This is a genomic window from Companilactobacillus zhongbaensis, assembly GCF_003946515.1.
GTDB classification, from domain to species: domain Bacteria; phylum Bacillota; class Bacilli; order Lactobacillales; family Lactobacillaceae; genus Companilactobacillus; species Companilactobacillus zhongbaensis.
Genome location: NZ_RHOM01000006.1, coordinates 99464 through 125170 on the forward strand (window position 1 = coordinate 99464; position 25707 = coordinate 125170).

A 25707-nucleotide genomic window follows, 5' to 3' on the forward strand; every position below is an offset into this window, starting at 1 on the left:
CTCCTTTATTGATCGTTCATTGAGTAAGAAAAATACTCATATTAAAGGCAACAAGCCAGACTTACTCCTCGGTATCATTGAGGTAATCAGATAAAGTCGATTCATCAATAATTTGAGTTCCTAATTGCTGTGCTTTAGTTAGCTTACTTCCGGCTTTTTCACCAGCAATCAAAATATCGGTCTTCTTAGTTACTGATCCCGTAACCTTAGCACCCATATCTTCAAGTAGGCTCGTTAATTCTGAACGTTTATATTTCGTTAGAGTTCCAGTTATAACAATTATTTTATCAGTAAAATGTTGATTTGTTTCATTATTATTCGAACTACCAATAAATTTTGTATTAACTCCTACTGATTTTAGTTCATTAATAAGCTTTTGAACATCATTATTATCAAAATAAGTAATTATACTGTCAGCAATAATTTCACCCATCGTGTTGACGGCTAAAATTTCTTCCTTGCTAGCATCCATTAATCCATCAAGATCACCGAAGTGTTCACTCAGGATCCGTGCCGCTTTGGCACCGACATGACGAATCCCTAATCCAAAAATTAATCGTTCGACTGAATTGCTTTTTGAGTTATTGATTGCCGTTAATAAGTTATTGATCGATTTTTCTTTGAAACCATCGAGTGTAGACAAATCATCGGCTGTTAGATTGAATAAGTCTGCTACGTCTTCGATCAAATGCTTAGTATACAACTGTTCGATGATTTTTGGACCTAATCCGTCAATATTCATCGCATTTCTTGAAGCAAAATGCGTTAACTGCTCTTTTACTTGTGCCGGACATTTAGGATTGATGCAACGTAAAGCCACTTCATCTTCCAAACGGATCAATTCAGAATCACAGTATGGACAATGAGTTGGAATCTCAGCAGGTTGTGAATCTTCCGGACGTTTTTTCAAAACTACTTGTGAAACCTCAGGAATAATATCTCCTGCTTTGTGTAGTAAGACTGTGTCGTTAACTCGGATGTCTTTAGACTTGATCATATCGATGTTGTGTAAGGTTGCCCGAGAAACGGTCGTTCCAGCAAGACTAACCGGATCCATTACAGCTGTTGGTGTTAACACACCTGTCCGACCGATGGTCCATTCGATGTCGCGGACGATTGTTTCTGCTTGTTCTGGTGGAAATTTGTAGGCGATCTCCCAACGAGGAACCTTAACAGTATTACCTAATCGACGTTGAGCAGCTAAGTCGTTGACCTTCAAAACCACACCGTCGATCCCATAATCTAAGCCATCACGTAATTCACCGTAGTGTTCAATATATTCTTTGACACCATCTAAACCAGTAGTGACTTTTGCCGTTGGATTGACGTGGAAACCTAGTTCTTCCAACGTTTGTAGGGCTTGGTGTTGGGTCGTAACGTTCAAGTCGTCAAAAGTTACGATCGTATACATGAACGTATCAAGTTTTCGGTCAGCAGTTACTTGTGGATTCAACTGACGTAAACTTCCGGCAGCGGCGTTTCTAGGATTGGCAAAAACTTGTTCACCGTTAGCTTCACGATTATTGTTCAAACGTAAAAATTCGTTTTTATCCATGAAACACTCGCCACGTACTTCAAAGCTGAGTGGTTTCGGTAATTTTTGCGGGATCGATTTGATCGTCTTTAAGTTTTCGGTGACATTTTCACCCGTTGTACCATCACCACGAGTTGAACCTTGAACGAGGATACCATTTTCATAAACTAACGAAATTGCTAAACCGTCGATCTTCAATTCGACATTGTAGTCGACTTCGCTACCGACATTTTTTTCGATCCGGTCGTTCCATTCGGAGAGTTCTTCTTCTGAAAAAACATCCCCCATGGAAAGCATCGGGATCTCATGATTTACTTTGTTGAATTCGGGGTCTACTACATCACCAACTAATTGTGATGGTGAATCAGGTGTTACTAAATCAGGATATTCTTGTTCGAGAGCTAATAATCGATTGTATTGTTTATCGTACTCACTATCTTCTACTAGAGGAGCATCTTTAGTGTAATATGCTTCACGATATTTATTCAAAGTGTCGCGTAATTCGGCTAATTCTTGATTAGCTTCTTGTTTCGTAACATTTTGTTCTGCCATATCTTTTCCTCCTTATTCAGTTACTTTAGTGATCGGTGCAAATTCTGCCAAGAGACGTTTGATTCCTTCATCTTGGAAAGCTACATCCAATTCAGCATTTTTGCCGTCACCGGTAACTTTAACAACTGTTCCTTGCCCCCACTTCTTGTGGTTAACTTTGTCGCCAATATTCCAACTAACATTTTCAGCACCTTGAGCACCGCTTGCTTTGTTAGCCGTCTTAACTTGGTAACTAGAATGAAATGCTGACTCACGTCTTCTCTTTGAAAATGGTAATTCTTTTTCTTTTAGTCGTGGCGAAGCCATTGATCCGGCAGTTGCGTTGACTAAGTTCAAGTTCTCATCGCCAATCTCATTAACGAAACGAGACATTTGGTTGCTTTGGATACGTCCATAAAGCATCCGACTGTATGCATTAGTAATGAAGAGCTTCTTCTCGGCACGTGTAATACCAACATAGGCTAGACGACGTTCTTCTTCCATTTCGCTTTCTTTCATCATCGAACGAGATGAAGGGAAAATTCCTTCTTCCATTCCGACTAAAAAGACAACTGGGAATTCTAGTCCCTTAGCAGCATGCAAGGTCATTAAGGTTACTTCTTTTTGATCTTCTTCTAATTCATCTTGATCACTAGTCAAAGAAAGATCAGTTAAAAATGAAGAAAGTCGTGTTTCATCGACTTCCTCGTTCGGTTCGTATCCTTGATCAAACTGTGTTGTAACAGTTTGTAATTCTTGGATATTTTCGATTCGAGTATCTGATTCCAAATTCTTTTGTTTGTGGAGGTCATCTAAATAGCCGGAATCATCCAACAAGCTCGTCATCAATTCTGTCATTGATGAATTTTGACTTTGAAGTGAGAGCTTCTTGATCATTGTGGCAAATTTGCCGATGGTAATGTTTTGCTTACCACCGATCGGTGAAAGGTCAACATTAGTGGCTGCTTCAAGCAATGACCAGTCATGTTCGTTGGCAAAAGTTTGTAATTTTTCGATCGTACCTGGTCCGATACCACGCTTAGGTGAATTGATGATTCGTTGGAAACTCATTGAATCGTCTGGATTGGCGATCAAACGTAAGTAAGCCAAAATGTCTTTGATTTCTTTTCGATCGTAGAACTTGTGCCCGCCGACGATCTTGTAAGGAATATTTGACTGGATCAATTTCTCTTCAAAAACACGAGATTGCGCGTTAGTCCGGTAAAGAATCGCATAATCCCCGTAATTAAAGCCTTTGAGCAATAAATTCTTGATCTGTTCGATCACGAATAAGGCTTCATCGGACTCGTTTTGAGCACGATAAAAATCAATTGGTTCGCCTTTTTTATTATCAGTCCATAGTTCTTTTGGTTTCCGGTTGATATTGTTGCTGATGACCTTGTTGGCAGCATTCAAAATCGTTTGCGTGGAACGATAGTTTTGTTCCAACTTGATCGAAGTAGCCTCAGGATAATCATCTTCGAAGTCCATGATGTTCTTCATGTTGGCACCACGCCAGCCGTAAATACTTTGGTCAGCATCACCAACGACGCAGACATTACGGTACTTAGCACCTAAAAATTTAACTAATTTGTATTGAGCTTCGTTAGTATCTTGATACTCGTCAACGTGAATGTATTGGAAACGGTCTTGATAATTTTCTAGAACTTGTGGGTTTTGTTCAAACAAGACGTTAGTTTGCATGATCAAGTCGTCAAAATCCAAAGCTTGGTTTCGTTCCATTTCTTTAGCATAACGATCGTAACAAGTAGCGACAGTTTGCTCGAATGGAGATTTGGCATTTTGCGCATAAGCTGCTGGGTCTTGCAAATCGTTCTTGGCATTACTGATGGCAGCTAAAATAGACCGAGGATCATTTTTCTTCGGGTCTAAGTTTAATCTCGTTAAGATCTGCTTCATCAAAGTACGTTGTTCTGCAGGATCGGAAATCGTGAATGATTTTGAATATCCGATTTTATCAATATCTCGACGTAAAATACGTACACAAAGAGAATGGAAAGTTGAGACCCAAACGTCTTGCCCTTCTTCTCCTAAAAGATTACCGATACGTTCTTTCATTTCCTTAGCTGCCTTGTTAGTAAAGGTGATTGCTAGGACGTGCCATGGCATGACATTTTTTTCTTGGATCAAATAAGCCACTCGATGGGTCAATACTCTGGTTTTCCCACTTCCGGCTCCCGCCATGATGAGTAATGGGCCTTCAGTGGCTTTTACTGCATCTTGTTGCTCGGGATTTAATCCTTTTAGTAATTTTTCGTCTGACATTAATAACTCTCCCAAATCCTTATTAAATCAACGTTTTTTCTTAAAACATCTATTTTATATTGTAGCAAATTATTGTTTCTAATAATACTAAAGCGAACGGCTGTTTTTAACTGTAGACGGTTTCACTGTTTTGTTTGGGGTTCACTGCCGGTTCTGCGGGGGGTTCCGGGAATTTCGCCGCGGCTTCCATGGTTGTTCGGTGGCGTAGCCACCACCAAGAACCAGTTGCGCAAATGCGTTAGCATTTACGTTCCTTTATTTCATGGCTGACAGCGAATTCCCTCCACCCCCCGCAGAACCTAGGTTTGTTGTCTACTGTTTTTCTTGTGGGATACGGTACTTATTTTTTTCCTGCTATGTTTTTTTGGTTTATACCCCTGTCCCCTATTTTTTTGCCTTCTCTTCCTGTTTTTTTCTGTTCCTTATCTCTTTAATTTATTTTGTTCTCTTCATCGGTTCGTTTCCTTTTTCTGCTTTTTCTTGCTCTTTTCTTCGCTCCTTTGTCGTTTGAAAAATCGCAATTCTAAACCCCTCTTTATTTTTGTTGGAGATTAAAGGATGCAAAAAAACAGTGCTCTGGTTTTTTGTCCCCATTGCACTGCTTTCTTTTGTTTCTTTATCTTTATTCCAAACCTACTCGTTTGAAGATGTCATCTACGTGTTTTAAATGCCAGTGATAATCAAAGGCATCGTTCAACTGTTCTTCTGTTAGGTTGTCTGTTACTCGTTTGTCAGCTTCTAGTAGTGTTCTGAAGTCTTTTCCTTCGTCCCATACTTTGGCTGTTAATGGTTGTACTATGTCATAAGCTGCTTCACGGCTTAGTCCTGATTCTACTAGTTTTAGTAATACTCTTTGTGAGTAGATCAAACCGTGTGTTATGTTCATGTTTTCTTTCATCTTCTCTGGGAAGACTGTTAGTTCTTTGGTGATTTTTGTGAATCTGGTTAGGATGTAGTCTAGTAATTCTGTTGTGTCCGGGATGATGATTCTTTCTGCGGAACTGTGGGAGATGTCTCTTTCGTGCCATAGTGGTATATCTTCCATGGCTGTTAGGGCATGTCCTCTGATTACTCTGGCTAGTCCTGTTACGTTTTCGGAACCGATTGGGTTTCGTTTGTGTGGCATTGCTGATGAGCCTTTTTGGCCGGCTGCGAAGTATTCTTCTGCTTCTCTTACTTCGGTTCTTTGCATGTGTCTTACTTCTAGCGCAAATCTTTCTACGGATGTTGCGATGATGGCCATGGCTGTGATGTATTCTGCGTGTAGGTCACGTGGTAATACTTGTGTTGATACTTCTTGGGCTCTGATGCCTAGTTTGTTGCAGACGAAAGCTTCTACTTCTGGTGGTACGTTGGCGAAGCTTCCTACTGCTCCACTGATCTTGCCGGCTTCTACGCCTTTGGCTGCGTGGTCGAATCTTTCGATGTCACGTTTGATCTCTGAATACCAGTTGGCTAATACTAGTCCAAATGTTGTTGGTTCGGCGTGGACTCCGTGAGTCCGGCCGATCATTACTGTGTCTTTGTATTCGTTGGCTTTGTTCTTTACTACTTCTAGGAAATCATCTAAATCTTTGCGAATGATATCGTTGGCTTGTTTCATCAAGTAACCGTAGGCTGTGTCGACTACGTCTGTTGATGTTAATCCGAAGTGGACCCACTTCTTTTCTTCGCCTAGGGAGCGAGATACGTCTCTGGTGAAGGCTACTACATCGTGCTTAGTATCCTTTTCGATCTCAGCTATCTCTGCAACGTCAAATTTTGCGTTCTTAGCGATTTTTTCAACGTCTTCTGCTGGAATCTCACCTAACTTGCTCCAAGCTTCACAGGAAGCTATTTCTACTTCTAACCAAGCTTGAAATTTGTTTTGATCAGTCCAAATGGGCTTCATCTTAGGGGTCACATATCTGTCAATCATATACTTACTCTACTCTCCAAATTTTAGTTGATTGAATGTCTTGCTTGAGACTTTCGGGGCTATCTCCGACCAAAGAAATATATCCGACATCCCTTGCAGGATCATTCTTTGCTTTGAAACCAGTGTAGTAGTTAAATTTCCATTGTGCTTTTTCTTGTAAAAGATCCAAACTTTGTGGCAGTATTCCCTCAACTATTTTCAGTATCGCGGTATCAACTAATGGGTAGATCTCTGGTATTGGCCAATCGCAGATGGCACGGATGTGCAATTCAAACTGCGAAATACCAGTAGCTTCTTGATAAACGTTGGCTCCGTAGTTGATACCGGGAAAAATACCTTTGACATAGAGGACATCAGTTTGAGACAAGATAAATCCTATACCAAAAATTCCAACATAGTCAATATTTTGAGCAACTTGTAAAGCTACTCTTTGCATTTCCGCTTCAACTGCGGGGTCGTTCTTCTTAAAAATATAAGCACTCATTAATTGAGAGCCGTCGTAAATTTCATGGACAATTGGGAATGTGTGGATCTTGCCATTCTTACTCTTGCTGACCATGATCGAATATTCCGCCTTGGTATCGATCCAAGCTTCCAAAATATAAGTCCCACTCTTTAAGAGGTCTTGGATCTTTTTAACATCTTCTTGATTGTACATAATGTGGCGTTTCAATAAATCTTGATTCTTTTGTAGGGGCTTGATCATGCAAGGAAATCCAATTTCTTTGATTGCCTTGTTGATGTCTTCGACCGTCACAATTGAAAAAAACGGTGGCACATTAATATTGAGGTCGTTCAAAAAAGTCCGTTCGATGTAACGGTCTTGAGCGATCCCTAATAAAGTCGATCCTTGGGTCACATTGTAACGTTTGCTTAAGTCCTCAAGTAGATGACTGTCAAAATTGTCATCCATATACAAAAGAATGTCTGAATGCTGCCCGATCCCATTTAAATTATCAAGATTTTGTAATTCACCAACTAAAAAATTATCAGCGGCTTGTGTGGCGATATCGTCTGCTTGATCAGTCAGCAAGATCGTCCGAAAGCCCATTCTCTTAGCTTCTAGTTCGCATAAATAAGTTTCCGAGCCACCACCGATAATTCCGATAGTTTTCCCAGGTGCAATAAAAGTCATGAATCCACCTTCCTAATGTTACTCGTCTTCTTGACCGAAAACGACGTGTCCATTCTCAAAAGCTTTGATCCGTGCAAGTGAATATACTGGGATCTGTTCTTTATCGATCAATTGTCTACCTTTTTGGAATGACTTCTCAATCACGATACCAATACCAGCAATATTAGCGCCGGCAGCATCAATGATCTCATTCAAACCATTAACGGCTTGACCGTTGGCTAAGAAGTCATCGATGATCAATACATTGTCATCTGAAGAAAGAAATTTCTTAGAAATACTAATGTGATTCGAAGTCTTCTTAGTAAAAGAATAAACTTCTGAAGTGTATAAATCATCTTTTAATGTCACAGATTTGTGCTTTCTAGCAAAAACAACTGGGACTTTGAATTGTAGTCCTGTCATAACTGCGGGTGCAATACCAGAAGATTCAACAGTTAAGATCTTGGTAACATTAGCATCCTTGAAATGGTTGTAAAATTCTTCGCCCATTTTTTCCATTAAAACTGGGTCGATCTGATGGTTTAAAAAGCTGTCGACTTTCAAAACATCTTTGCCAAGTACGCGGCCGTCTTTGTTAATTCTTTCTTCTAATTCCTTCAAAATTACTCTCCCGTCATTTTTACTATAAAGTTTATCACAGATAGCCGAGTTTCTACTTGATTCCTCGGTCATATTTCATCAAATTGTATTTTTGGATCACGTGGATGATCTTCGTGGTATATCCGGGATCCGTCGCGTAGCCGTCCGTTTGCAGCGAGACGGCTGCTTCAATGTAGTCTTTGGAACTAATGACTTGCTGATACTGAGCTGAGTTCCAAGTGGTCCCGTTGACTAATAACAGCGCGTGATCTTTCATCGATTCCCGAAAATCCGAATAGGATCTAAAACGTCCGTTGATCGTCACCCATTGACCATCGGTATATTCCTTCGTCTGTAGCACCACGGTGTTATTAGGATCAGTTCCCTTAACGCCAAAGTAATTATTGTACTTGCTAGCTAAGGTACTATTTCCCCAATCACTTTCGAGGATCGCTTGTCCAATGGTAATACTAGGTAAAACTCCGTATTGATGGCCTAAATCGATTGCTTCTGGAGCGATTTTCTTAATAAAAGCATTATGCTCCTTGGCGACTAAATCCGTAGCGTCAGTCTGCTGATTTTGACGATAACGCTGAACGCCGAAAAAGCCGATCAGCAAAATTGCGACCACACCGATAATAATATAAATGTTTAAGTTCTTATTCTTCTTCCGCCGGCGACGACGACGTTGAGGTTTTCTTTTTTGTGGCAAATATTTAAGGTCCTTTTACTATTTAGTGCTTATTATAACCTAGTCCGGTTTATTTTTTGAGTTAAAGGACGATTGTAGTTAAAGTTTAATATTTAGAAAAAATGTGTAAGAAAAAAGTCAGCCTACCGAATCGGTAGACTGACTTTTGTTTATTATCTAATTAGTTTTTAACAACGTTTGAAGCTTGTGGTCCACGGTCGCTGTCTTCGATATCGAATGTAACAGATTGACCTTCTTCCAAAGTCTTGTAACCGTCACCTTGGATTGCTGAGAAGTGAACGAATACGTCACTACCATCTTCGCGTGTAATAAAACCATAGCCTTTTTCGGCGTTAAACCATTTAACTGTTCCTTGTTCCATCAGACTATTCCTCCTGATAACTAATATTGTGTGCATTATCTCGTGGTACGTTTGGAAGATAGTCTTCTAAAACCATTCGACCCATTGCCCATTCAAAAATACAACTATTATATTAACATTCTTACAAAATTATTACAATCGAAAAACAGGATAAAATTAAACTTTTATCCCGTTTTTTCATATAAATTTAATTATTATAGTTGTGAAATAAAGCACTTACATTAGAAAGTGTTGAAAACGCTTGATTTATCGATACTCTTAATATGATCAACATAAAAATGATTATTTTTATACATCATTTGATATATAAATTAAAAAAGCTTATTACCCAAAAATCATACTAATAATTTTTAGGATAATAAGCTTAAATTAAATTATTTAACGTCTTTAGCATAAGGAATCGAATTTTGAGCACCTTGTGTTTGGACTGTCAAAGAAGATGATTTATTAGCGTAAGTCATAGCTTCTTCAATATTTGTCATATCATGATCCAATTTAGCCATCAAAGCACCAACGAAAGTATCACCTGCTGCAGTTGTATCAACGGCGTTTACCTTAAAGGCATTTACGAAACCAGTTTTACCTGATTTGAATGAGTAAAATGAGCCTTTTGAACCAACGGTGATCAAGACGGTACTAATTCCCATCTTGTGCATTTCGTCAGCAGCTTTTTGCATTGATGCATCGTCTTCAACGTGAACACCAGTAATGATTTCTGCTTCTGTTTCGTTAGGAGCAATGATGTCTGTTAAGTTAAGCAATTCATCAGGAATATCTCTTCTTGATGGTGCTGGAGCTGGGTTCAAGAATGTCAAAACATCGTTTTCTTTGGCAATCTTGAAGGCTTCAACAATTGCAGGAATTGGCACTTCAAATTGGGCGATAATGCAATCAGCATTAGCAATAGTATCTTTAGCAGCATCAACGTCTGCTGGTGTTACGTCGGCATTTGCACCACCGTATACTAAAATACTATTTTGGCCACCATCTTGAAGCAAGATGTAAGCTTTACCAGTTCCTTCAGTTTCAGAGATGGTTACGTGGTCCAAGTTCAAACCATCTTCTTTAAAAGTATCCATCATGAAATCAGCAGCGTGGTCGTCACCGATCTTTGAGATAAAAGCAGTGTCAGCACCTGCACGTACGGCGGCGAGTGCTTGGTTAGCACCCTTACCACCACCAGCAGTTGAGCGAGCTTGCATATGCATAGTTTCGCCTGGCTTTGGCAAATGTGAAATACTTAAAATTGTATCAACGTTAGTTGATCCTAATACGACGATCTTGTTCATAAAACTATACCTTCCAATTAACTACTATTTTTTAGAATACAACTCCGCTTTCAAGCAAGATGTTTGAATAAGGTGTTTCTTCTCCTGTACGAATGAAGGCCTTTGTATCGTTAAGGTCTTTCTTCATGTCTTCATGAGGAATGAATTCAATTGGTGTGTCACCAATAACTTTCTTAACAGCAGCCAATTGTTCTGGATTTTGTACTTTCATTTCTTCAGCAAGATAAACTTTTTGAACTTGTAATTCGCTCAATACGTTTTCTAAAACTTGCATGAATGAAGGGATCCCTGCTTCGACAGCCAAGTCGATCTTTTCAGTTCCTGCGGGTACAGGCATTCCTGCGTCTCCGATACCGATTGTGTCGAAATGTCCCATAGTTGAGATCACACGAGAAATGTCAGAATTAATAACTCTAGTCTTTTTCATAATATTCCATCCTTTTTGAAATCGTTTGCGCTAAATATTCTAACATCAGTAAACTAATTAGTAAACACTAATTAAAAAATTGGTGCGTACCAATGATAATCATAAGGCTAATCTTCTAGTACATTGAAAATATAATCTTCGTCATAAAAAGCTAAACGGTAGGCACGATAAGCATATGCTTTGGAAGCTGAGTTTGCGATAGTTACATTGAAAACTTCGTTACCATCTTGGTCAACTTCAATAATATTACTTTCCTTACCTTGATTCTTGAAACCGAAGTCGATCAAAGTATTGCCGTTTTCTAGGCGTTGAGCGTTACCGATAATATTAGTAAAGTTCTTTTTACCAAGTTTTTTACCGTAAGCCCAAGTTTGATCGATCGTCATCTTCTTGGCGTCAACGTGATATTGAACAGCTTGCGAGTACTTGCCAGAGTTCTTCTCATCACCGTTAGTGACATCAATGTTGTTATCGTAGAGCAAGATGTTTTGCTGGTCAGGATCACCATTAACGTCCTCTAACAATCTCAAGGCATGTTGTCCACCAGTGATCGAAGTTCCCTTAGTAGGGGTCAAGATCTTATCACGATACTTCTTCGGCCATGATGATTTCTTTTTGCCGCTGTAGATCCATTTGATGTTTGTTGTCTTGTAATCTAATTTCATGATCATATCTTGGTTCCGACCCGAAATTAAAATCGAATTGTCGGTTGGATCGTATTCAACAGAGTTTTGATGGAACCAATCGTTTTTGCCATCGGCACCCTTCTTGAAATGAATGTACATGCTCTTTGGCAAGATCTTCTTCAGATCGATAACTTTAACGATTTTACCCGTCTTGTGTGAGATCTGAATCATGATATCTTCTTTGTATTCAGATCCATCACTCACGGTAGCTAGCAAGTCACCATTAGGCAACTCGGCTAAGTCATGGTGAATAACAGTAGTTTCGCTCTTCTTATTGTCGTTAGCACTGTCTGACGACTTAGTCTTATTTTTAAAGTTGTATTCTTTGTAAACTCGACCTAAATAGTCCATCTCGACTAAATCGTTATAAACCGGTGAATTAACGTCCCGTTTCGTCAAGACTAGCACGTGGCCGTTTGAGATCTGTTCGAAAGTATGTTGTGAGTAATCAGTCATATACCAACGAACATCACCATTAGCATCAATAGCAAATGGTTCTTTAGTAGTCCGGTTGATCAAAGTAAGTTTATTATCACCGAGCTCCATCTTCGACTTATCATTTTTGGAAACAGTCACCTTAGCCCCCTTAACGTACTTAGGCAAACTTCCCGTCTTGATCTCGATAGTCTTAGAATCAGTCGTTCCATCATCGTAAGTGACATTGATCGTCACCTCATTAGTCTTATTAGCATAAAGCCCGACGATCGGAACTTGATGCGTGATCGACGAATCGCCATTTACCTTATTAGTAATGTCAGCGTCGTCCGTCTTACCTTGGACAGTGTAAGAAACTGTCGCGTTCTTCTCAGTTGAAAAAATAACTAAAGCACTCAAAGGAGTAGTCTTATATGGATTGAGTTTCACATAAGGATCCTCGAGTGAATAATTTCCCTCTGAAACAATTTCCTGGTATTTCTTCGTGGCACTCTCTTGTGATTTCTCACGCGTAGTCACCAATTTTGATCCAATATTCTTTTTGATCTGGGCGGTAGACAGCAATTTCGAACTGCTAGTATCCTTCTCAGAACTGGATTTGGAACAACCAGCAACAACAAACAATGCCACAGCAAAAAATAGCGCCAGTAGTGGTAGCTTTCTCTTCAATATAACTTCCTCCGTTCTTCCCCAACTTTAAGAATACAAAAAAAACAAGTATATATCATGGATTTTACTTTTATCTTAATAATTCTATAAAAAAATATAAATCCAACTTCAATATAAGACCCCCAAAGCTTTTCCACAATACCCCATGACATAACCAGTAATAATTGACTGATATCAAGCCTTATTTATTTACTTGTGTCCATTTCTGTTTATAATTCGATGTAAGTTAAATATTATACTTTGGAGATCGATATTATGAAAAAGTTTAATAAGGACGATTTTAAAAAGAACCGCGACAAACTACCAATGTATCAACGAGCATTACTAGCGATCCTAATAGCGACAGCTGTTGGTTTGGCGATAGCTGGAAACGCAGCGGAATTTGATGCTGATGGGGTTGAGTTTGATAGAGTTAGTAGTTTGAGTTGAGGTTCACTGCCGGTGTTGGGGGATTCCGGAAATTGCGCCGTGGAACGCTGTGGGCATCGATTGAAGCTATCCGGGAAGTTCACCCGGACATCTCCAATACGAGCCTTCCACTAAGCGGTAAACCGCTAAGTGGAATTTCACAGCTGACGGCGAATTTCCTCCATCCCCCAACACCTAGGGAAGTTTCAGCTATCTTGTTTGGTGGGGACACGGTTCCTATCTTTACGAGATAAAATTGCTACATTTGGATTGGATTACCAAATCGTATCCGTTCCTACGATTTTGACTTTGGCTCCTATCTGGTCAATTTTTGGAGCAAAGACAAATACAAATAAAAATGACTTTAATTTTAACTTGTTTTTGATTTTTAATTCTTTAATCACAATAAAAAAATTACTGCATAATAATAGGCCAAGACTGTTGAAGTCGTGGCCTTTTTTGTTCCATCACTTTTATTTAGTATCAATCCCTTAAAAATATTCAATAACCATTTTTATAGTGAAATTATTCCAGATATATTAATGAGGTTCAAAAATATTCGAGCCGCAATAATCGGCGAGCACCGTCCCCACCACAAAAAATATCAATCCAACAAAACAACAACCAACCAACCCCACTAAACCAAAACATTTATGCAAACCTAGGTTCTGCGGGGGGTGGAGGGAATTCGTCGTCAGCCGCGAAATTTTCGTTTGCACGGCATGGGCCGTGCTTACGAAAAGACCCAGCTTTGAGATGTCCAAGGCGGTCTTCCTTGGATAGCTCAAAGTGGGCCCGCAGCGTTCCACGGCGCAATTCCCGGAACCCCCCGCAGAACCGGCAGTGAACCCCCAACAAAACTCCCAGCACAAAAAAATAACCACAACATCTATAGATGTTATGGTTAAGTGCATAAACATACCATGCGGGTAAGAAGATTCGAACTTCCACGGAGATAATTCTCCACAAGATCCTTAGTCTTGCGCGTCTGCCAATTCCGCCATACCCGCAACAAACAAGATATATTTTACACAAAGAGAAAAAGATTATCAAGAACTAAATTAAAATTTTTGTGTTAAACATGAAAAACACGGTGAAAAGATGGCATTTATAATTCACTTTATTCAGAAAAACAAACTAGTTGTTCTCAGGTGACAGCTTGAGATCTTTCACAAATTTCAGTTTTCCTCGACACTTGCCACAAATATACCTTTTCGTATCTAGTTTCCTCACCCGTTGGTAAACTCTTCCACAGTTACTGCATTGATAAATGTGCAATGTTTTGTGAGTCTGCTTTTTTAGGCTCGGGGCAAATCTTAAGCCACCTACTTGTTTCAGCAAGACTTTAAATTCGCGGTCTTTGTGTTGTGATGGTAGTCCTTCGTTGTACAAATGATAGTGGCACAGTTCGTGTTTGATGACACCTACTAAGGTTTCCATGCCGAAGACTTGATACATTTTCGGATTGATGTCGATGTGGCGGTCTTTTAAGTGGAAACGACCTCCGGTAGTTTTTAGTCTTGGATTAAAGTTTGCTTGATGAACAAAAGGTTTCCCAAAATATTCTTGGGAAACCTTTTTGATCAATTGCGTTAATTGCTCATCGGTCATTTTAGCCTAGTTGAGTCAACTTTTGCATTAGTTTTGAGAATTTATCCATGTTTTCGTCTTGGATCTTTTCGGCATCATCGAATTTTTGACGTTCGATTGTTTGGTCTTCGTTAATGCTATCTGTCATCATTTGACAGCCTTCAACGTATTTGTTGAAAGTTGAAACTAATGACAAGTGTGTGCCCATCAAACGTGCTGGTGCCTTAGCTTTTTTCAATTGGTCGGCTAATTTATGATAATCAGCTGTTCCTTTTTCGAAGTCGTGTTTGTAACGTTTGTATCTGATTGGGTCGATCTTGTTGACTTGGTCACGATCCAAAGCTTTACGCAAGATTTCGAATTCTGGATTTAATAGATCTTGATTTTCTTCAATTGTTGAAACTACTTTGCTGATGACTTGTGAATATTGAACCGCTCTTCTTTGTGCTGGATTCATAACTTACCTCGTATTATTTTCTTTTAAAGTTTTTTCAGTGTAAATGTCGCGCTCGATCGTGAATCTTGGCCGGTGTTTGACTTCGCTAAAAATCTTGCCGACGTATTCTCCGATAACGCTAATACAAATCAATTGTACACCGCCAAGCGCCCAAATTGAAATCATCATCGATGACCAACCGGTAACGACGTCACCCTGGATCTTTTGGACGATGGTGTAGATCAGCAAGGCAATGCTGACCAAGACGATCAAAAAGCCGAGTCCCATGATCATCTTGATGGGGACGATAGAAAATGAAGTGATCCCATTGATCGCTAGTTTCAGCATTTTTCTCAACGGATACTTCGAAGTCCCGGCAAAACGCTCTTTTCTAGCATAATAGACCTTTGCCGATTTGAAGCCGATCATTGGCACGATGCCTCGTAAAAATAAGTTGGTTTCTTTATAACTCAACAAGACTTCGCAAGCTCGTTTACTCATCAACCGGAAGTCAGCTGAGTCAGGAACTAATTTTACGCCCAGCATTTCCATGATCTTGTAAAACGATTCAGCAGTGTTCCGTTTGAAGGAACTGTCAGTGTCACGATTATTACGGACTCCATAGACTACTTCTGCTCCATCGATAAATTCATCGACCATTTCGATGATGGCATTGACATCATCTTGAAGATCAGCGTCGATCGTTACCACGGCATCACAAGACTGGGAAGCACTCGTTACCCCAGCTAACAAAGCCCCTTGGTGACCAAAGTTGCGACTTAATTTCACACCGGAAACGAAGTTATTCGATTGTGAATAATCATCGATCATTTCCCAAGTTTTATCTTTGCTGCCATCGTCGACAAAGACGATCTTACTGTCATTAGTAATCTTTTGCGTATTCACTAACTGTTCGATAATTGCGGTTAATTCTTTGGTAGTTTCAGGAAGAACTTCTTCTTCATTATAGCAAGGAACTACGATCCCTAACTTAAACGCTTCTGTCATTTCTGCCACTCCATTTTGACTTGATCCAATTGCAGATCGTAAATAATCCGACGCCACCTAAGATCGATAATATCGGAATAAATTCGATCCGGTATCGTCCTTGTACTTCAATTAACAATTGTACTATTACATAGGCCATAAATGGCAATAACAGGAGAAATATTCCATTATTAAAGTTAAATTTAAACAATCGCAAGGAACCGATGAATGAAAAAATTATTAAAATGATCGATGCGACATAACCGGCATAAGTCATCCACTTGATGGTATAAGCTGAATGGTTGACGTTGATACCAGTAAAACTGATAGCGTTAGACTCTTTGGCCCACATGATGGCATTTTTTTGCCACAACAAGTCAGCCCATTGATTATTTTTATTCAAATCAGTGATATTTTGCTTAATGACTTGGTGTTCTTGTTTGCTCATCTTGGCACGACTGTCTTTTAAATTGAACTGGTTGACTAGACCTTGGTCGTATTGACCATAATTACGATGCGACAAGCCAATGACAAATTTCCACTCTGAATCGCGATTGCTCAAACCGTATTCACTCAAGCCGCTACTTTTGACTAAGGCACTAGCACCATTGAACAAGACTAAATACAGCCCGAGCACGATAGCTAGTTTTCCTAAAGCTGACCAATGGAACTTATTGTCTTTCAATAACATGTAAAAAATCGCGAAGACGACTATCCCGGCAATAATGACCGGCCCGATCGGACGCACGATAGCACCTAAAGTTAGCGTGATACCTGCTAAAAGATAAGTCCAGTATTTATCTAATAAGATCAAATAAAAAGTCAGTAAGAAAAACATCGTTCCTAAATATTGATTGTCGGCTTGACTGTTCAAGGCAAACCAGTCCAAGTTGATCATCAATGAGAAGACCGACAAACGAGCCATTTTCACGTTATCAAAGATTTTGACTACTAATTTATACGTCAATAATAAAATCACTACTTGATAAATGACGTTTAAATACTGAATCGCTGCAATGTGATATCCGAAAATCTTGATGACAGCCATCACGTATACTAAAAAACCGCTTTGATACGACCACTTGGCAAAATAGTCGTTATCGTACGCATAAATTGACTTGCCGTTTAAGGCATCCGGTGCAGTGAACCAAAATTTATGAAAATCACTGACTTGTTCTGGTGGCAAAGAATTGATCCAAAAAATAGCCATGACAGCAAATAACGCCAGTAGCGTAATTAAAATCATTGCGTTTAGCCTGGCGTCATCCGTGCTGATCCGCATCAAGAAATAGCCGATCCCTATCGTTAATAATAAAGCTATCACTAAAAAGACGACATTTTTGAATGCATCAACTTGCAAATAGTGGCCGAAATAATTTTGCCACATTTGAATGAAAACGATCGATGTGTAAATTGCCACACAGATCAAAATGATCCAACTGATCACTTTTTGAAACTTATTAATCATAGTATCTCCTCAAAATTACTTCCTGTTAAGCTGGATGGTCACTAATGTACTCTTCCAGTTTGACCAAGCCAGCTTCAATATTATCTTGACTAGCAGCATAACTAAATCTCAAATAACCAAAACCACCGACACCGAAAAAGCTGCCTGGTAGGATGCCCAAGTCGTACTTTTCCAATAATTCCTTAGCTAATTTAATATCATCTTGTTCCAGCCGAGCTGGGATCTTGGCGAATAAATAAAAAGCACCGTCTGGAAATGGGCAGTCGAAGCCGAGTCGCGTTAATCCTGCGTATAAAATATCGCGCCGTTCACGATAAGATTCACGCATTTCCACTGGATCTTCATAGCCGTTTTTGTAAGCTTCTGTTGCAGCAGCTTGTGAGATCGTAGTAACAGCCGTAGTGGCTAATTCGTGGATCTTGTTGATCTGAGCGATGATGTTTTTAGGGCCGCAACAAAGACCGATCCGCCAACCAGTCATCGCATGTGATTTAGAAATACCGTTTAACATGACGGTTTGCTCCGGTAAGACTTTTGCAAATGAATAATGAGTCGTGTCGTAAGTCAATTCACTGTAGATCTCATCACTGATTATGAAAATATCATACTTTTTTAAAACCGTCGCTAGTTCTTCAAGCTCTTTCTTATTATAAGTTACTCCGGTCGGATTGTTAGGATAATTAAATAAAAATACTTTAATTCTTGGATGAGCTTGCAAAACATGGTCCAAAACTTCAGGTAAAACTTTGAATCCCGTCTGCGAAGTATCCAAATAAAGTGGCCGTGAATGGTCGAATCCGACATCTGGTCCATAAATAGTATAACAAGGAGATGGGATCAATACTTCATCCCCTTCTCCTAACAAGGCGTTCAATGAACTGAAGACCCCCTCGGTAACGCCCAATGTCGTGATCATTTCTGATTCGGGATCAAAATGCACATCATATTTCATTTCTAAATATTTTGAAGCGGCCCGCAATAATTCGTGGTCACCTTCCGGCACGGTATAACGCGTGTCATCTTCAATAATAGCTTTAATGGCCGCCATTTTGATATGGTCGGGAGTCGCAAAGCTCGGTTCGCCGACCGTCATATTGACAATATCCGGTTTAGCTTTCGCCAAAGCATTAAATTTAAAAATTTCTTGTTGCTTAATAGCAACTACCTCTGGGTTCATTAGTTGTGTGGGTCTAATCATAGTAAACACCCCTTTCGTATGTGGGTATTCTAGCACCAGTTGACGAAATAAAAAAAGAACATCCGAAAAAATCGAATGTTCTAAAGTGACTAATTTAATCTTCTTCATCAAAGACTGTGTAAGGTTGTCTGCGCTTATGAGCTGTGCGCTTGAACCAGCCTTCGATCGTTTCGGCTGCTTCATCCGGAACATCTTTTCCTTCGAGGTAGTCATCGATGTATTTGTAAGAAACACCGAGAGCTTTCTCATCAGGCAAACTAGGACGATCTTCTTCCAAGTCAGCAGTCGGAGTCTTCTCATACAAGTTCACGGGCGCATCAAGATGTTGCAACAATTGACGGCCTTGACGTTTGTCGAGTCTAAACAAAGGTGTCACATCGGCGGCTCCGTCACCGAATTTCGTATAAAAACCAGTAATATTTTCGGCTGCATGATCAGTTCCTACAACCACACCAGCGTTTTCACCAGCGATGGCATATTGGGCGATCATTCGAGCACGAGCTTTAATATTACCCTTGTTGAAGTCTGAGATCTCCAAACCGTTTTCTTCGATCGCGTTGACCATCTCGTCAACGCTCTTCTTAATATTAACGCGAACGACTTGGTCGGCATCCATCCACTCGATGGCTTGCATACAGTCGGATTCATCAGCTTGTTCACCGTAAGGCAAACGAACGGCAACGAATTGGTAGTCAGAATTGCCCGTATCCTTGCGCAATTCAGTCATTGCCATTTCCGAAAGCATCCCTGCTAAAGTCGAGTCTTGTCCACCGGAGATCCCGAGAACTAACGTCTTTAAACCAGGATGATCCAATAAATACTTTTTCAAAAAATCGACTGAACGTCTGATTTCTTTTTCTGGATCGATCTGAGGTTGAGTCTTCTCAAATTCAATAATTTTCTTTTGTAATTCTCTCACTAATTGTCACCAACTTTGATATTGTTAACGTCATTACGAACCTTTTCAATATATTTCATCCGGTGGCTGTAGAGCTTGGATGATAAGTCCACTGGATAAATTTGTGGGTTCAAGAGACGTTTGTATTCATCCCAAAGTGAGTCTAAATTATTTGCACAATATTTTCTAATATCTTGCACTGAAGGCAAGTCATAAACTAATTTACCATCACGATAAATGTCGACTAACAATGGCTTGGCGTCAAAGTTATCGACCGTTTTATTGATGTAAGTATATTGTGGATGGAACATGTAAAGTGAATTGTGTTCACGAGGATCTTCGTCAAATAAGGAAACGTAGTCACCCTCGGATTTATCATTCTTATCTTTGTTCGTGATCCGCCAAACTTGTTTTTTACCAGGTGTGGAGATCTTGGCAGCGTTGCTAGATAGTTTCAAAGTATCCATCATATTGCCTTTTTCATCTTCGATGCTGACGAGCTTATAAACAGCACCCAAAGCTGGTTGATCAAAGGCAGTAATATTCTTCGTACCGATACCCCAGACATCGATCTTGGCATCTTGCATCTTCAAGTTGAGGACAGTTTTTTCATCAAGGTCATTTGAAGCATAGATCTTAGCATCAGTAAAACCAGCTTCGTCGAGTTGTTCACGGACACGCTTAGAAATATAAGCCATATCACCAGAATCGATCCGGACACCTTGGAAATTGATCTTGTCGCCCATTTCCTTGGCCACACGAATAGCACTAGGAACACCACTCTTCAAAGTATCGTAAGTATCAACTAAGAAGACACAGTTCTTATGTGTTTGAGCATAAGCCATAAAGGCTTCATATTCATCTTGATAAGCTTGAACTAAGGCGTGAGCATGAGTACCGGAAATTGGAATACCGAACATCTTGCCGGCTAAAACGTTACTAGTAGCATCAAAACCACCGATATAAGAAGCACGGCTACCCCAAATGGCAGCGTCAATTTCTTGAGCACGTCTTGAACCAAATTCAAGCACAGGATTATCACCACAAACTGTCTTAATACGAGCAGCTTTAGTAGCGATCAAAGTTTGAAAGTTAATAATATTCAAAATAGCAGTTTCGATCAATGTAGCTTGAGCGAGCGGTCCTTCAACTTGAAAAATCGGCTCGTCATTAAACACAAGATCCCCTTCTTGCGCTGAGCGGATGGTACAACTAAAGTTGAAATCCTTGAGCCAACGCAAAAAGCCTTCGTCGAATTCCCCATATTCGCGTAAGTAATCAATATCGTCGTCTGAGAAATTCAATGATTTAAGATAGTCCACCACGTGTTCAAGTCCCGCAAAAATAGCGTAACCATTGTCGAACGGAAGTTTTCTAAAGTAAGCTTCAAAGACAGTACGTCGATTGTGGATCCCCTTTCTCCAGTATGTATACATCATATTTAGTTCATAATAATCTGTATGTAAAGTAAGATCACGATCCAAATTTTGAGTCATCATTTCTCCCTTATTTTTGGTAATTTTTACCATTTTAACATGACTAAGCTCTTTTTTAACAAACTAAGCTTTTAATGCCGTTTTGTAGCCCCCATTAACAGCCTCAGCCAGCCTTTCAATCGAATAATTCTCTTTGGTATCTTGGTACAATTCCATGCCCTTAACATCTAACTCGTCTGATTGATATTCAGCAAAGGCTTCATTCAATGCGGTGATGAGTTGCCCTTCATTGCCAGGTTCAACTAACCAACCGGTATTCTCATTGATAACCTTATCGGTCGCACCAACATTTGTGGCGATAACTGGTCGACCGTGTAACGCCGATTCCAAATAAACCGTTGGCAAACTTTCCGAATTAGAAGTCAAAACGGAAACATCACATTCATCGTAGTAGTCACCCGTATTTTCGTGAAAGCCGACGAACTTAACTCGATCATGAAGTCCCAGCGAATTAGCTTTTTGCTTCAGCTCTGGCATTAGTGGACCATCACCGACAAAGATCATCCGATAATCAAAATCGACCTTAGATAAAGCATTGAGCATCAATTCATGATTTTTGACCGCAACTAACCTAGCCACCATCAACAAGCTAAATTTCTTTTGCCGACGTGGTTCAGGAATTGCCTGCTTAAAGTCGATCGCATTGAACACTTCACAAAGCTTGCGCTTAGGAATACGCAACGATTCAAAGTAGTTAGCCAAACTAGGGTTCATGTAAAAAATAAAATCAGCTTGCTTCAAAGCCCGTACATTCAACTTCAAAAAGACTTTTCCCTTCAAACCTGAAAAGTCGATCCGAGGATCCGAATGAACCGTAGTGACCCAAGTAGCATCAATCCGCTTCCTGATCAAGGACAAAATAAAATTAGCCCGTGGCCCATGAGTATGGACAATATCGATCTGATGACTATTAATATAAGACACCAACGGTGTCAAAATAGACAAGTCGATCTGACGTCTCTGTGGCATAACGACCACATTCAAGCCGTTATCACGCGCCATCCGAGCAACCGGACCTTCTTCAAAAGTCATCAAGGTAGCTTCAGTATCAGTCGTCTCTTGACCTTTCATCAAGTTAATAATGTAGGTTCGAGCGCCTCCATCTTCATTTCCAGCATTAATGTGTAAGACCCGCATATTGCACCTCTCAAAAGTATCGTTCTCATGTATAATATTATCGTAAAGGAGATATGTATGCACAAAAATAGAATAAATATTTTGGGAACAGAATTCGACAACTTCACCGAAAAGCAATTTCACGATCAATTAAACCAAGATCTGGACAACCAAGAAAACAAATTCATAGTAACACCAAATCCAGAAATAGTTTTATCGGCAAGAGAAAATACACGTTTTTCAAATATAGTAAATAATGCCGACTACGTCATACCAGACGGAATCGGCATCATCAAAGGTGCAAACATGCTAGGAACTCCAATGCACGAACGCATAACCGGCTTCGACACCTTAATGTACCTAATCAAAACGGCCAACCAAAAAAGCCTAAAAGTATACTTACTAGGCGCCAAACCAGAAGTGATCCAAGCTTCAGCCAACAGAATAAAAAAAGAATTCAAAAACATCGACCTAGTAGGCTACCACGACGGCTACTTCAAAGATGAAGAAAAAATAGCCAAAGAAATAGAAGAAAAACAACCAAACATAGTACTAGTAGCCCTAGGCTCCCCCAAACAAGAATATTTCATCAACAAATACAGAACAAAAGTAAACGCCATCTGGATAGGAGTAGGAGGCAGCTTCGACGTCTTCTCAGGAACCAAAAAAAGAGCCCCAAAACTAGTCCAAAAACTAAGCCTAGAATGGTTCTACAGACTAATAAAAGAACCAACCAGAATAGGCAGAATGATGGCCATCCCAAAATACTTGCATTTAATCAAGAAAACACAAAAGAAAAACATCATAAAGAAATAAAGAAAAGCTTCCGAATCAAAAAACAAGATTCGAAAGCTTTTTTAGTACAACCGCGAGAGCGAAGCGCGAGCCCAAGAAGGAGGAAACAACAAACAAAAATCAACAAGATCAGTAAACAAACCCAAAATCGTAAGACCGAAAAAAACTAGGAACCAACCCCCAATCCAAAACAACATACCGAGATAAAAATAAGTACCGTACCCAAACAAAAAAAGTATGATTGATCTACCTTAGGTTCTGTGGAGGGTGGAGGGAATTCGCCGTCAGCCGCGAAATTTTCGTTTGCACGGCAAAAGCCGTGCTTACGAAAAGGTCAAGCTTTGAGATGTCCAAGGCGGTTTCCCTTGGATAGCTCAAAGTTGGCCCGCAGCGTTCCACGGCGCAATTCCCGGAACCCTCCACAGAACCGGAAGTGAGCCACAAACCAAGCAACAACCTCAATAAAACTCAAAACCAAACAAAAAACCGCAAATGATTAAAAATCAAATTGCGGTCAACTTCCCATCACATGAAAAACACCTAAGAATTATAAAAAATTGAGGAAAAACCAAAACCTAACCTAAGCTAACCCCCGATCCGCTCTTAATCCACTCATCAGTAGAAACCCGATAATAAACATTGCCTTCACTATCAGAAGCCTTCTTGTCAGTAATCCAAACTGAATCACCTGCAAGTCCACGAGTAGCAGCCTTACCATCTGTAGTAAACAGTGAGTAAACAAAACCACTAGGACCATCTAAAGTAATCTTGGAGCCAGCTGGAAGATCAGTAACATTCGTTAAACCTGAACCTTCACCAGTGTCGACATCAGTATCTTTATCCTTGTCTCGATAAGACACATCAGACGCCTTTACCCATTCATTAGTAGAAACGCGATACATCACTTCACCAGTATTATTGTTAACACGTTTAGTATCAGTGAACCAATCTGAACCTTGAGCCAAAGCACGTCCAGTCACCTTATTACCCTTACCATCAAACAAGTTAGTAACGATATTAGGATCACTCATATTAACCACTGGAGTTGAAACCTCACCGTTGATCTCCGAATCAGTCCAGTTATCAAGACCAACATTGATCACTCGAGTAAGCGTCAAAGTATTACCAATCTTGTCCCAAACCTTAGACAAAAGACCACCACTGTATGTTTCACCATTGATAGTAATTTGGTCTAAGTCATTAAACAAAGCGTTATATTCGTTACGGTTAAACTTAATCGTCATCTTCTGAACAACCGTCCCTGCCTTAGGAAGAGTTGAAGCATTAATGACCGTAGCTAAATCCAAACCGTTATAAAAAGTCGAAGTAACGTTTTGAGGATCAACCTTATTACCTAAATTATCCTTGATCGAAATAGGATACTTACCAGTAGTACCGAATTCCGACTTATTTTGTCCAACATAACCATCAACCGGAGTCTCAAAGTTAATATTCATAGCATGGATCTCTTGTTGAGCCACTTCCGTCTTAGCATAAACCGTCTTATCTAACGGCTTACCATTCAACTCAACCGGCTCGAAATATTTAACCAATTGTTGGTTAGACCATAAAACATGATCCTTAATAGTATTCATCGGCAAACCAACGATCCGATAATTAACCGAACCACCGTGTTGGCCAGCAGCAAGCATATCATCACGCCATTCCGAAACCGATTGCCCATCAGCCGGAACCACCACGAACACAATAGTATTAAGCAAAGCCACAACATCTAAATCATTAATAACCGATTGATATTGCGGATGCAAAGGTCTCAAAATACCATTCAACAATTCAGCCGAGTAAGTATAACGATTACTAGGATTCAAAAAAGCAAATCCAGCTCCGTAAATAAAATCAGCCTGAGTGGCATTATTGTAGTTTTTAAAAGTTGCATCAAAAGTGTTGTAAGCATCTTCCTGAGTAGCCTTACTATAACTAGCATCAGCTCTCTGTTCAGCAGTAGGAACCACTGAAGAACCATTAAAGATTGGTGCTGCAACAGGTGCGACAGCTATTAAGGTAGCGGCGGCAAGCCCTGAATACTTGAGAGATTTTTTCATGTCGTCTCCTCCTCTAGTTGTACTAACTTTTGTTTCCAGAAATAATTTAGCATGACAAAAAACAAATATCAAGCAATTTATTAATCCAGACAATAAGATTTTTATTATGAATACCCCACAAATATTAATTTACCAGTAAAAGTACTTACATTAAAAAACACAAAAAAAATTCAACAAAACTGCTCAACAGCCAAAAAAATCACTCAAAAAAACAAAAAATATTAAGAACAAGGCGGGAATGCGAGGAAACGAGCATGCAAGCCAGAAACAAATAAACAGAGCAAAAAAAAATACCCAGAACAAGGCAAGAATGCGAGGAACGAGCATACAAGCCAGAAAGCGAAGGCAAAAGATAAAACAAGAAATACCCTCTTATCCAACAAGAAATAAAAGAAAAGATTGCACCAAAAGGTACGTCAGGAAACAAAATAAGCGGAGCTTTAGTCCCGCGCACCGAGAAGCAGCTCAGTAATCAACCAAACAAAATCTTGCGCATAAAACTAGGAAGCACCTACTTCCCCACTAAACAAAGGGGGATTGTACTACCCTAGGCGGAGGGGCCCGGGGATACAGCCCTCAGCCGATCGAGTAGGAGGTAGCTAGGCTACCGACCTCTCACACCACCGTACGTACGGGTCCGTATACGGCGGTTCATTAATTTAAGCATTCTGAATAAGCCAGAGCTTTCTG

23 protein-coding genes and 1 tRNA gene are annotated in these 25707 nt (G+C 39.8%); 2 read left to right on the forward strand and 22 right to left on the reverse strand.

Annotated features, from left to right (window positions below; all coding sequences use genetic code 11):
• Nucleotides 1–61: 61 nt before the first annotated feature.
• The 11 genes from ligA to EKM69_RS04445 form a co-directional block, all read right to left on the reverse strand.
• Nucleotides 62–2086: an NAD-dependent DNA ligase LigA gene (gene ligA / locus EKM69_RS04400; RefSeq protein WP_125708510.1), complete on the reverse strand. Its 2025-nt coding sequence runs from the start codon at nt 2084–2086 to the stop codon at nt 62–64.
• A gap of 12 nt (nt 2087–2098) precedes the next feature.
• Nucleotides 2099–4351: a DNA helicase PcrA gene (pcrA, locus tag EKM69_RS04405; protein WP_125708512.1), complete on the reverse strand. Its 2253-nt coding sequence runs from the start codon at nt 4349–4351 to the stop codon at nt 2099–2101.
• A 435-nt stretch (nt 4352–4786) separates the two neighbouring features.
• Complete coding sequence (locus EKM69_RS12260; protein ID WP_164505845.1) at nt 4787–4945, reverse strand: hypothetical protein; 159 nt, start codon at nt 4943–4945, stop codon at nt 4787–4789.
• Between the two features lie 28 nt (nt 4946–4973).
• On the reverse strand, nt 4974–6269 hold the full coding sequence (purB, locus tag EKM69_RS04410) for an adenylosuccinate lyase (protein WP_125708514.1): 1296 nt from the start codon (nt 6267–6269) through the stop codon (nt 4974–4976).
• A 4-nt stretch (nt 6270–6273) separates the two neighbouring features.
• A complete protein-coding gene (locus EKM69_RS04415) occupies nt 6274–7404 on the reverse strand; it encodes an ATP-grasp domain-containing protein (protein WP_125708516.1) in 1131 nt (376 codons plus the stop codon).
• A gap of 18 nt (nt 7405–7422) precedes the next feature.
• Complete coding sequence (locus EKM69_RS04420; protein WP_125708518.1) at nt 7423–8004, reverse strand: xanthine phosphoribosyltransferase; 582 nt, start codon at nt 8002–8004, stop codon at nt 7423–7425.
• 52 nt (nt 8005–8056) lie between these two features.
• Nucleotides 8057–8632, reverse strand: coding sequence for a glycoside hydrolase family 73 protein (locus tag EKM69_RS04425; protein WP_404825393.1), 576 nt, complete (start codon nt 8630–8632; stop codon nt 8057–8059).
• A gap of 223 nt (nt 8633–8855) precedes the next feature.
• Nucleotides 8856–9056 carry a cold-shock protein gene (locus tag EKM69_RS04430; protein WP_125708523.1) on the reverse strand — a complete coding sequence of 67 codons (201 nt, stop codon included), beginning with the start codon at nt 9054–9056 and terminating at the stop codon, nt 8856–8858.
• A gap of 374 nt (nt 9057–9430) precedes the next feature.
• Nucleotides 9431–10345 (reverse strand): ribokinase, encoded by a 915-nt coding sequence (rbsK, locus tag EKM69_RS04435; protein WP_125708525.1) that lies wholly within the window; start codon nt 10343–10345, stop codon nt 9431–9433.
• Between the two features lie 31 nt (nt 10346–10376).
• Nucleotides 10377–10772, reverse strand: a complete 396-nt coding sequence (gene rbsD, locus EKM69_RS04440) for a D-ribose pyranase (RefSeq protein WP_125708527.1) — start codon at nt 10770–10772, stop codon at nt 10377–10379.
• A 107-nt stretch (nt 10773–10879) separates the two neighbouring features.
• Complete coding sequence (locus tag EKM69_RS04445; RefSeq protein WP_125708529.1) at nt 10880–12562, reverse strand: aryl-sulfate sulfotransferase; 1683 nt, start codon at nt 12560–12562, stop codon at nt 10880–10882.
• A gap of 255 nt (nt 12563–12817) precedes the next feature.
• Between EKM69_RS04445 and EKM69_RS12265 the strand changes: the two genes are divergently transcribed.
• Complete coding sequence (locus EKM69_RS12265) at nt 12818–12991, forward strand: hypothetical protein (RefSeq protein ID WP_164505846.1); 174 nt, start codon at nt 12818–12820, stop codon at nt 12989–12991.
• A gap of 518 nt (nt 12992–13509) precedes the next feature.
• Here EKM69_RS12265 and EKM69_RS04450 read toward each other — a convergent pair.
• From EKM69_RS04450 to EKM69_RS04495, 10 genes are all read right to left on the reverse strand, one after another.
• Nucleotides 13510–13734: a hypothetical protein gene (locus EKM69_RS04450; RefSeq protein WP_125708531.1), complete on the reverse strand. Its 225-nt coding sequence runs from the start codon at nt 13732–13734 to the stop codon at nt 13510–13512.
• 160 nt (nt 13735–13894) lie between these two features.
• Nucleotides 13895–13980, reverse strand: a tRNA-Leu gene (locus EKM69_RS04455).
• A 127-nt stretch (nt 13981–14107) separates the two neighbouring features.
• Entirely contained in the window at nt 14108–14581 is a 474-nt protein-coding gene (locus tag EKM69_RS04460; protein WP_125708533.1) for a SprT family protein, read from the reverse strand.
• A gap of 1 nt (nt 14582) precedes the next feature.
• Nucleotides 14583–15017, reverse strand: coding sequence for a hypothetical protein (locus EKM69_RS04465; RefSeq protein WP_125708535.1), 435 nt, complete (start codon nt 15015–15017; stop codon nt 14583–14585).
• A gap of 3 nt (nt 15018–15020) precedes the next feature.
• Nucleotides 15021–16004 carry a glycosyltransferase family 2 protein gene (locus EKM69_RS04470; RefSeq protein WP_125708537.1) on the reverse strand — a complete coding sequence of 328 codons (984 nt, stop codon included), beginning with the start codon at nt 16002–16004 and terminating at the stop codon, nt 15021–15023.
• Nucleotides 15988–17451, reverse strand: coding sequence for a hypothetical protein (locus EKM69_RS04475; RefSeq protein ID WP_125708538.1), 1464 nt, complete (start codon nt 17449–17451; stop codon nt 15988–15990). The genes EKM69_RS04470 and EKM69_RS04475 overlap by 17 nt, the downstream gene beginning before the upstream one ends.
• 25 nt (nt 17452–17476) lie before the next feature.
• A complete protein-coding gene (locus EKM69_RS04480; RefSeq protein ID WP_125708540.1) occupies nt 17477–18649 on the reverse strand; it encodes an aminotransferase class I/II-fold pyridoxal phosphate-dependent enzyme in 1173 nt (390 codons plus the stop codon).
• A 94-nt stretch (nt 18650–18743) separates the two neighbouring features.
• Nucleotides 18744–19568 carry an ammonia-dependent NAD(+) synthetase gene (gene nadE / locus EKM69_RS04485; protein ID WP_125708542.1) on the reverse strand — a complete coding sequence of 275 codons (825 nt, stop codon included), beginning with the start codon at nt 19566–19568 and terminating at the stop codon, nt 18744–18746.
• On the reverse strand, nt 19568–21043 hold the full coding sequence (locus tag EKM69_RS04490; protein ID WP_125708563.1) for a nicotinate phosphoribosyltransferase: 1476 nt from the start codon (nt 21041–21043) through the stop codon (nt 19568–19570). Before EKM69_RS04490 ends, nadE begins: the two co-directional genes overlap by 1 nt.
• 63 nt (nt 21044–21106) lie before the next feature.
• The gene (locus EKM69_RS04495; protein WP_125708544.1) at nt 21107–22180 is read right to left on the reverse strand and encodes a glycosyltransferase; all 1074 of its coding nucleotides are present in this window, start codon (nt 22178–22180) and stop codon (nt 21107–21109) included.
• Nucleotides 22181–22237: 57 nt separating this feature from the next.
• Between EKM69_RS04495 and EKM69_RS04500 the strand changes: the two genes are divergently transcribed.
• Nucleotides 22238–22975, forward strand: coding sequence for a WecB/TagA/CpsF family glycosyltransferase (locus EKM69_RS04500; protein WP_125708545.1), 738 nt, complete (start codon nt 22238–22240; stop codon nt 22973–22975).
• A gap of 554 nt (nt 22976–23529) precedes the next feature.
• Here the strand turns inward: EKM69_RS04500 and EKM69_RS04505 are convergent.
• Nucleotides 23530–25017, reverse strand: a complete 1488-nt coding sequence (locus tag EKM69_RS04505) for a hypothetical protein (RefSeq protein WP_125708547.1) — start codon at nt 25015–25017, stop codon at nt 23530–23532.
• Nucleotides 25018–25707 lie beyond the last annotated feature (690 nt).